The organism is Streptococcus oralis, assembly GCF_001579175.1.
GTDB lineage: Bacteria > Bacillota > Bacilli > Lactobacillales > Streptococcaceae > Streptococcus > Streptococcus oralis_O.
Genome location: NZ_KQ970759.1, coordinates 151,828 through 153,739, shown reverse-complemented (window position 1 = coordinate 153,739; position 1,912 = coordinate 151,828). Strand labels below are relative to the sequence as shown.

The 1,912-nt window shown below is 44.2% G+C and carries 2 protein-coding genes and 1 pseudogene; all 3 read right to left on the bottom strand.

Translation table 11 applies throughout. The annotated features are described in order from the left end of the window. On the bottom strand, positions 1–610 hold a 610-nt coding region (locus tag SORDD24_RS00775), incomplete at its 3' end, for a Nif3-like dinuclear metal center hexameric protein (protein WP_231082634.1). Further along, positions 597–1,274, bottom strand: a complete 678-nt coding sequence (locus SORDD24_RS00770) for a tRNA (adenine(22)-N(1))-methyltransferase (RefSeq protein ID WP_061406656.1) — start codon at positions 1,272–1,274, stop codon at positions 597–599. The genes SORDD24_RS00770 and SORDD24_RS00775, both read right to left, overlap by 14 nt. A 101-nt stretch (positions 1,275–1,375) precedes the next feature. Further along, a pseudogene (locus tag SORDD24_RS00765) lies at positions 1,376–1,912 on the bottom strand (ATPase); the annotation flags it as partial.

Genomic DNA, 1,912 nt, shown 5'->3' with positions numbered 1-1,912 from the left:
CACCAGTAATATAGACATCCGCCCCCATTGCCAAAGCATCAGGATAGAAAGACTGACCACTACCGCCGCAAATGGCAACTCTTGAAATTTCCTTCTTCAAATCACTCTCTTGATAATGCACCATGCGAAGACTATCAAGACCAAAGACTTGCTTGACATGCTGAGCAAATGCTTCAAAAGTCTGTGGTTGAATGTCACCAATACGCCCAATCCCACGTTCTGGGCCTGTTTCCTGAAGATAAGTCGTCTCCTCAATGCCTAGCATCTGGCAGAACCAGTCATTGAGACCATTCTCAACGATGTCAATATTGGTGTGACTGACATAAACGGCAATGTCATGCTTGATAAGGTCGATGTAAATCTGATTTTGCGGACGGCTGGCTACCAAATCCTTGATGGGACGGAAAATGGGCGCGTGCTTGACGATAATCAAGTCCACACCCTTTTCAGTGGCTTCAGCCACCGTCTCTTCACGAATATCCAGAGCAACCATGACTTTTTGGATATCCTTGTCTAGGGTACCGATTTGCAGGCCACGACTGTCTCCCTCCATGGAAAATTCCTGAGGACAAAAGGCTTCATAACGTTTAATTACTTCACTTGCTAACATGGAGCACCTCCTTGATGGCTTGAATTTTATCTACTAGAACTTGACGTTCCTCCAGATTTTTTTCTGGGATTTGGCTAAGAGCGAACTCTAGCTTAACAGCTTCTTTTTGCCATTTTTTGATAAAGACTGGGCTGACTTCTTTGGACAAGAAAGGACCAAAGCGGACATCACTGGCTGATAACTTCATTTGTCCTGCTTCCACCACTAGAATTTCATAAAACTTGCCAGCTTCTTCTAGGATGCTTTCTGCTACGATCTGGAAACCGTGGTCTTGCAACCAGATACGCAAGTCGTCCTCACGATTATTGGGCTGGAGGATTAAACGTTCTACATTAACTAACTTGTCCAAGCCTTCTTCTAATATGGTCGCAATCAAACGGCCACCCATACCTGCAATGGTGATAACCGACACTTGATCTTCCTCTTCAAAGGCTGCCAAGCCATTGGCTAAACGGACTTGGATTTTCTCCTTTAGACCGTGAGCCTCAACATTTTTAACCGCAGACTGATAGGGGCCTTCCACAACCTCACCTGCAATGGCACTTTTGATTTTTCCTCTTTCAACCAAGTCAATCGGCAGATAAGCATGGTCACTCCCCACATCTAGTAAAACGGCCCCCTGTGGCACAAAGGACGCTACCAATTCTAATCTCTTTGAAATCATCTTCTCTCACTTTCCAAAACTCTGTTACCTCTTATTATACCATATTTCAGCTAGCAATCTTGCTCCTAAAAAGACCGCAATCCACAGATTGCAGCCTTTCTTTATTTTCTAGCTTGATAACGACTGGTTAAGATAAATATCACAGTAAAGACAGCCATCATGACAAGGTAAACAGGGAATGTTTGTCCTGTAAGTGTCGAAATTTCAAGCAGTTTTTGAATCCTTGGGAAGAGAGCTGTAGCTAGGAAACCGCCTACTGACCAAACAATCAAGAGGACACGCCAGAGAGTAAATGGCATGCAGGCTCTAAATACGGATAAGAAACCGATAGACCCAAGGAGATAATAGAGGAGGGTTGAGATTTCTAACTCTGACCAACCTTGGTTAGCCCCAAAGATTTTGACAAAAAGAACGCTGAAGACGACCATAAGTGCACTTGGTAGGGCACGTAGCATGGATCTTCTGAGGAAGTTTGGCTCAACAGGCTTAATATTTCGCTCAAAAGTCAGAACGAATGGCGGGAAACCTTCCACGAATTGATCAATCATGGTAATCTGGATTGGAATGAAAGGGAAAATCAAAATCCACTCAGACCGTCCCAGCAGAACACTGGCGATACAGATGACTGCAAGCAAGAA

Bases quoted from the DNA above. Each gene is read 5' to 3' on its own strand.
- SORDD24_RS00770 (WP_061406656.1), bottom strand. From the start codon at position 1,274: ATGATTTCAAAGAGATTAGAATTGGTAGCGTCCTTTGTGCCACAGGGG.